The sequence below is a fragment of the uncultured Ruminococcus sp. genome (assembly GCF_937915125.1).
GTDB lineage: Bacteria > Bacillota > Clostridia > Oscillospirales > Ruminococcaceae > Ruminococcus_C.
This window is the reverse complement of the sequence record NZ_CALDMP010000079.1, coordinates 1-5,217: the sequence shown is the minus strand read 5'-3', so window position 1 is coordinate 5,217 and position 5,217 is coordinate 1. Positions and strand designations below refer to the sequence as shown.

Annotated in this window: 6 protein-coding genes and 2 tRNA genes; 3 read left to right on the top strand and 5 right to left on the bottom strand. The window is 49.8% G+C overall.

Annotated elements, in window-relative coordinates; translation table 11 throughout:
* Positions 1-91: 91 nt before the first annotated feature.
* Positions 92-820: an NAD-dependent protein deacylase gene (locus Q0418_RS08080; protein ID WP_298483631.1), complete on the bottom strand. Its 729-nt coding sequence runs from the start codon at positions 818-820 to the stop codon at positions 92-94.
* Between the two features lie 16 nt (positions 821-836).
* Complete coding sequence (locus Q0418_RS08075) at positions 837-1,232, bottom strand: secondary thiamine-phosphate synthase enzyme YjbQ (RefSeq protein WP_298483630.1); 396 nt, start codon at positions 1,230-1,232, stop codon at positions 837-839.
* A gap of 250 nt (positions 1,233-1,482) precedes the next feature.
* Between Q0418_RS08075 and Q0418_RS08070 the strand changes: the two genes are divergently transcribed.
* Positions 1,483-1,571 (top strand) — tRNA-Ser (locus Q0418_RS08070).
* A 56-nt stretch (positions 1,572-1,627) separates the two neighbouring features.
* Positions 1,628-1,717 (top strand) — tRNA-Ser (locus tag Q0418_RS08065).
* 373 nt (positions 1,718-2,090) lie between these two features.
* Here Q0418_RS08065 and Q0418_RS08060 read toward each other — a convergent pair.
* Both Q0418_RS08060 and Q0418_RS08055 read right to left on the bottom strand, forming a co-directional pair.
* Entirely contained in the window at positions 2,091-3,227 is a 1,137-nt protein-coding gene (locus Q0418_RS08060; protein WP_298483629.1) for an ABC transporter ATP-binding protein, read from the bottom strand.
* Positions 3,228-3,382: 155 nt separating this feature from the next.
* Complete coding sequence (locus tag Q0418_RS08055) at positions 3,383-4,138, bottom strand: pseudouridine synthase (RefSeq protein ID WP_298483628.1); 756 nt, start codon at positions 4,136-4,138, stop codon at positions 3,383-3,385.
* 65 nt (positions 4,139-4,203) lie between these two features.
* On the opposite strand from Q0418_RS08055, the gene Q0418_RS08050 reads away from it, so the two are divergent.
* Positions 4,204-4,641, top strand: a complete 438-nt coding sequence (locus Q0418_RS08050; RefSeq protein WP_298483627.1) for a DUF4830 domain-containing protein — start codon at positions 4,204-4,206, stop codon at positions 4,639-4,641.
* 100 nt (positions 4,642-4,741) lie between these two features.
* Here the strand turns inward: Q0418_RS08050 and Q0418_RS08045 are convergent, their stop codons facing one another.
* The gene (locus Q0418_RS08045; RefSeq protein WP_298483626.1) at positions 4,742-5,122 is read right to left on the bottom strand and encodes a DUF4870 domain-containing protein; all 381 of its coding nucleotides are present in this window, start codon (positions 5,120-5,122) and stop codon (positions 4,742-4,744) included.
* Positions 5,123-5,217 lie beyond the last annotated feature (95 nt).

Below are 5,217 nucleotides of genomic sequence, written 5' to 3'. Positions count from 1 at the left end.
ACAAAGTATTCACTGCGCTTTTTGTTTCATCTGACGAAAAATCTGACGGCGCATATGACGCACAATCTTTGTGCGGTATTGCCCTTGATTTTCAAACCGTAATCTGCCCCAGCACTTCCCCGATGGGATCCTGAATGCACAGATCTGCCATGTTGTCCATTTGGGTGGCATCCCGGTTTATGAGCACCAGATGATCGCCCCGGAAATAGCGCAGCAATCCCGCCGCCGGATAGACCGTCAAAGAAGTACCGCCCACAAGAAGCAGATCTGCATTGGCAATGGCGTTCACGGAACGAGTCAGCGTATCCTCGGGCAGGGATTCCTCATAGAGCACCACATCCGGCTTTACCATGGCACCGCAGGCGTCACAATGGGGCACACCGGTGGTCATCATGATCCACGCCGCATCGTACACTGCACCGCAGGCACGGCAGATATTCCGGTGGACGCTGCCGTGGAGTTCCAGCACATTGCGGCTCCCTGCCAGCTGATGCAGTCCGTCAATATTCTGGGTCACCACAGCCATAAGCTTCCCAGCTCGTTCCAGCTCCGCAAGCTTCCGATGGGCTGCGTTTGGCTTCGCCGTCAGGCATATCATCTTGTTCCGGTAAAAGCGGTAGAAATCCTCGGTATGCCGTTCAAAATAGGTGTGACTCAGAATGGTCTCCGGGGGTACGTCATACTGCTGATGATACAGCCCGTCCTGACTGCGGAAATCGGGAATGCCGCTCTCCGTGGAAACGCCGGCACCGCCAAAAAAGACAATGCGCTGCGCAGCATTGATCCAGTTTTGCAGTGTGTTACATTTTTCCTGATCCATAACAAATGCTCCTCTCTTAACCGGCAATGATGTTTACATAGAATGTCCGTCTGCGCGGGCCGTCAAATTCGCAGAAATACACACCCTGCCATGTGCCAAGCACCAGTCTGCCATTTTTCACCGGAATGGTGACACTACTCCCCATGGCGGAAGCACGGGCATGGGCGGAAGAATTGCCCTCCATATGGCGGAATTCCGGGCGGTCGGGGAATGCTTTCCGATAGGCAAGCAGCAGATCTGTGACCACATCCGGATCGGCATTTTCATTAATGGTGATCCCAGCGGTTGTGTGGGGGCAGTATACCACGCAAATACCGTCGGAAATACCGCTTTCTGCCACAGCGCCCTGCACCTGGGCGGTAATGGGGCAGAGATCCTCTGCCGGTGTTGTCAGGGAATATTGATACAGCATAAGCCAGTCTCCTTTTTCATAAGCTACTCTTTCATTATAAGACATATCTCCAAAGAATGCAAGCTTTTTTCTTTTTTATATTGCAGTTCATGGCACATTCTTTTCTTAGGAATTCTGGATGGATATATTTCAAGTTTTTGCAAACTGGCTTTCCTTTTAAAAGAGTTTTGTTTTGAAGAAAGTTTTTCTGCAAATTCACTTGACAAAGAAGTCATTTTGTTGTATAATAAATAAGCTGTTAGTGCGAATTGGAGAGGTGTCCGAGTGGTTTAAGGAGCTGGTCTTGAAAACCAGTGATTCCGAGAGGAACCGTGGGTTCGAATCCCACCCTCTCCGCCAGTTGAACATTCTCAAACAAATGGAATATTCCATATTTTGATTCACTATACTCGTGTGCGGAAGTACCCAAGTGGTGAAGGGGCTCCCCTGCTAAGGGAGTAGGTCGGGAAACCGGCGCGAGGGTTCAAATCCCTCCTTCCGCGCCATAAAGCCTTGTCGATTTTCGGCAAGGCTTTTGTGTTTTCTGAGCGTACTGAAGTGCTGTTCTGACCCAACGTCGGAACGAGCTGTGCAAATCCTTAGAAAATCCCGAAAACACATCATTTTTTAAGATTGCTTCAAGCTTTCTTCTGTATACTTTAAGCATGGATTGAAGAATCCCCCAATTCCCCTAAATGGTTTCATCTATCTTTGGACCTGCTTTATGCAGGTCATTTTTTTATATTTTTGCAAATTTAGGGCAATATCGCACAAAGATTGTGCGTCAGATGCACTATCAGATTTTCGTCAGATAAAACAAAAGGACCTGCACTCCATAAGAGTACAGATCCTTCTTATAAAAATCAGTTGAAAAGAAACTTAGTTAATGATTGTTACTTCGGTTTCCTTGTCGAACAGGTGAATCTTGTTCGGATCCAGAGCAACCTTGATCTCATCCTGCGGACGAGCAGTAGAGCGCGGATCTACACGAGCAGTCAGCGGAATGCCGGCGCAAACCAGATACAGATAGGTCTCAGCACCCATCATTTCTGTGATTTCAACAGTAGTGTCGATGACACCAGTGCTTGCGTTGGACAGGAACATCTCGTCGTCGTGGATTGCTTCCGGACGGATACCCAGAATAACTTCCTTGTCGACATACTTTGCCAGTTCCGGTGTTACCTTTGCAGCCGGAATCTCGATCTGATACTTTACAGCCTTTGCAGTCTTGGTTGCTTCCGAACCAAACTCTACATAGTAGTTGTCTGCCTTCTTCAGAACAGCATCGATGAAGTTCATCTGCGGAGAACCCAGGAATCCTGCAACAAACTTGTTGCCCGGACGCTCGTACAGAGCCTGCGGTGTATCGATCTGCTGAATGATACCATCCTTCATAACTACGATACGGTCACCCATGGTCATAGCCTCAGTCTGGTCGTGGGTTACGTAGATAAATGTAGTACCCAGCTTCTTGTGCAGCTTGGAGATCTCAGTTCTCATCTGCGCACGGAGCTTTGCATCCAGGTTGGACAGCGGCTCGTCAAGCAGGAATACCTGCGGATTACGAACGATAGCACGACCCAGCGCAACACGCTGTCTCTGACCACCGGACATAGCCTTCGGCTTACGATCCAGCAGATGGCTCAGATCCAGGATCTTTGCAGCTTCTTCAACCTTACGAGCGATCTCATCCTTCGGAACCTTACGCAGCTTCAGACCGAATGCCATGTTGTCGAAAACGGTCATGTGCGGATACAGCGCGTAGTTCTGGAATACCATTGCGATATCTCTGTCCTTCGGTGCGATGTCGTTTACCAGACGGTCGCCGATGTACAGCTCACCTTCAGAGATCTCTTCCAGACCTGCGATCATACGCAGTGTAGTGGACTTACCACAACCGGAAGGTCCTACCAGTACGATAAATTCCTTATCCTTGATTTCCAGATTAACATCCTTTACTGCAACAACGTTGCCCGGATACTTCTTATAAATATGTCGAAGTGATAAACTTGCCATTCGTGCAGTTCCTCCTAAACTAGATTATTTTCCCGATCCAAACAGCACGGAGCCAAACTCCCGTCCGCTGCTCTCGGTGACAATATAATAATACCAAAAAAACAAACATTTTTCAAGTCGTTTATTGCCCAAAATTCTGCATGTACATTTATCAATTATGACGAACTTCTCTGGTGCGTTTGTAGCAAACTTGCAAAATCTGTTTCACATTTCAGCATTTTTTGGACATCTTTTTCAGAGAGCAAAATACAGTCTCCCAGCGCCAGATCCGGCGGCAAAAGCAGCCCGCCCAGTGCCACACGTTCCAGTTCGCTGACATGATTTCCCAGGGCAGCAAACATGCGCCGCACCTGGTGATACTTTCCCTCATGGAGACAGATCAGAACTTCGTGAGTCGTCCCCGGCACAAGTGCCGCCTGTGCCGGCATACACTGTGCGCCGTCTGCAAGGGTAATACCAGCGGCGATCTGCGGCGCATAATCGTCCTCCCAGGGACGTGCCAGCGTGATACGGTAGTATTTCGCCACGTGGCTCCGTGCCGCAATGACCTGGTGTGCCAGCTGTCCATCGTCGGTCAGGAGGAGCATCCCCGTAGAATCCTTGTCCAGCCGTCCCACCGGGCACAGTTCCTTCCGGCACATTTCCGGCGGAATCAGTTCCATGACAGTGTGCTGTCCCGGCTCATCTGTGGAAGTGACATAACCCTTGGGCTTGTGCAGCAGCACATAGAGATACTGATCGCCGGAGACATGCTTTCCGCAGAGCAATACGGTGTTCTGTTCCGGATCAACAGGCAGATCGGCACGTTTTGTAACAGCGCCGTCCACTGTGACCTTTCCCTTTGTGATCATCTGGCGCAGTTCCCGGCGGGAATACATGGTTCTGGCAGACAAAAATTGATCCAGGCGCATAAAAAAACCTCCTGTTCTGTTTTCTCATCTGTCCGCATACCATACAGCAAAGGAGGCAGCATAGAATGGGAAAACGTGGTATTTTAGCAGCCGGCATACTGGGCTTACTTTTCGGATGCGGCTGGCTGGCGTGGTGGATACAGCAGGAACCGCCGGCGGAGGAGCCGGTGCAGATCATCCTGGAGGACGAAGCCGCACGGACGGAATTCCTCCGGGCACAAGGGCAACCGGAGAGCAGTTGTATTGCCGCTGAGACAGTACGGTTGCCTGTCAGCGTGGATGATGCCTATGAGGGCTATGCAGCGTTGCAGAACGCACAGGGGCTAGCTCTGACGGCACATCTGGGAGAGACGGCAACACGCTATACTTATACACAAAGCAGTTCCGGACAGGATACACTCCGTACGGAACTGCTGGTGGATGAAAATCAGATGCTGATCGGGGCGGTGCAATACGATTGTACTGCAGCAGAGGAGATGACAGCGCTTCTAAAAAGCCAATAACAAAACAAACTCACGCAAATTCACGCAAGGACACGGCACACCGTGTCCCTACCAATCATAACATCATCCAAACCGGAACGGATATTTCCATCCTTCCCGATCACTTATCAAATACGTGCAGCAGACCGCCGATCAGAGGCAGTTCCTTTGCCTTGCCGTTTGCAGCATTGATAATACCGATGATAGTCAGCGCCAGCAGTGCCAGAGAAAGCAGTGCAGACAGAATGCCGCCAATAATCGGTATCAAGCTCAGGATGCCACCGGCAATGCCGCAGACAACACCCGCCAGAAACAGGATAAATCCCTGATTTGCGTGAAATTTTCCATAACGGGAGTTGCCGCCATTCACCAGCAGCGGCAGAATGAACAGAATTCCCACATAGGAAAGGGCAGCCCAGATCTTGTTATCCTGGATATCCTGGGTGTCATACATTGCGGAATTGTCCGGGGTGTTCAGAAAATCGTTGAAGTCTTTGCTCATGATAAATTCTCCTTTAAGTAAATATGTAAGGCAATACCGCGCAAAGATTGTGCGTCAGATGCGCCGTCAGATTTTTCGTCAGATGAAACAAAAAG

Bases quoted from the DNA above. Each gene is read 5' to 3' on its own strand.
- Q0418_RS08080 (WP_298483631.1), bottom strand. From the start codon at position 820: ATGGATCAGGAAAAATGTAACACACTGCAAAACTGGATCAATGCTGCG.
- Q0418_RS08075 (WP_298483630.1), bottom strand. From the start codon at position 1,232: ATGCTGTATCAATATTCCCTGACAACACCGGCAGAGGATCTCTGCCCC.
- Q0418_RS08060 (WP_298483629.1), bottom strand. From the start codon at position 3,227: ATGGCAAGTTTATCACTTCGACATATTTATAAGAAGTATCCGGGCAAC.
- Q0418_RS08055 (WP_298483628.1), bottom strand. From the start codon at position 4,138: ATGCGCCTGGATCAATTTTTGTCTGCCAGAACCATGTATTCCCGCCGG.
- Q0418_RS08050 (WP_298483627.1), top strand. From the start codon at position 4,204: ATGGGAAAACGTGGTATTTTAGCAGCCGGCATACTGGGCTTACTTTTC.
- Q0418_RS08045 (WP_298483626.1), bottom strand. From the start codon at position 5,122: ATGAGCAAAGACTTCAACGATTTTCTGAACACCCCGGACAATTCCGCA.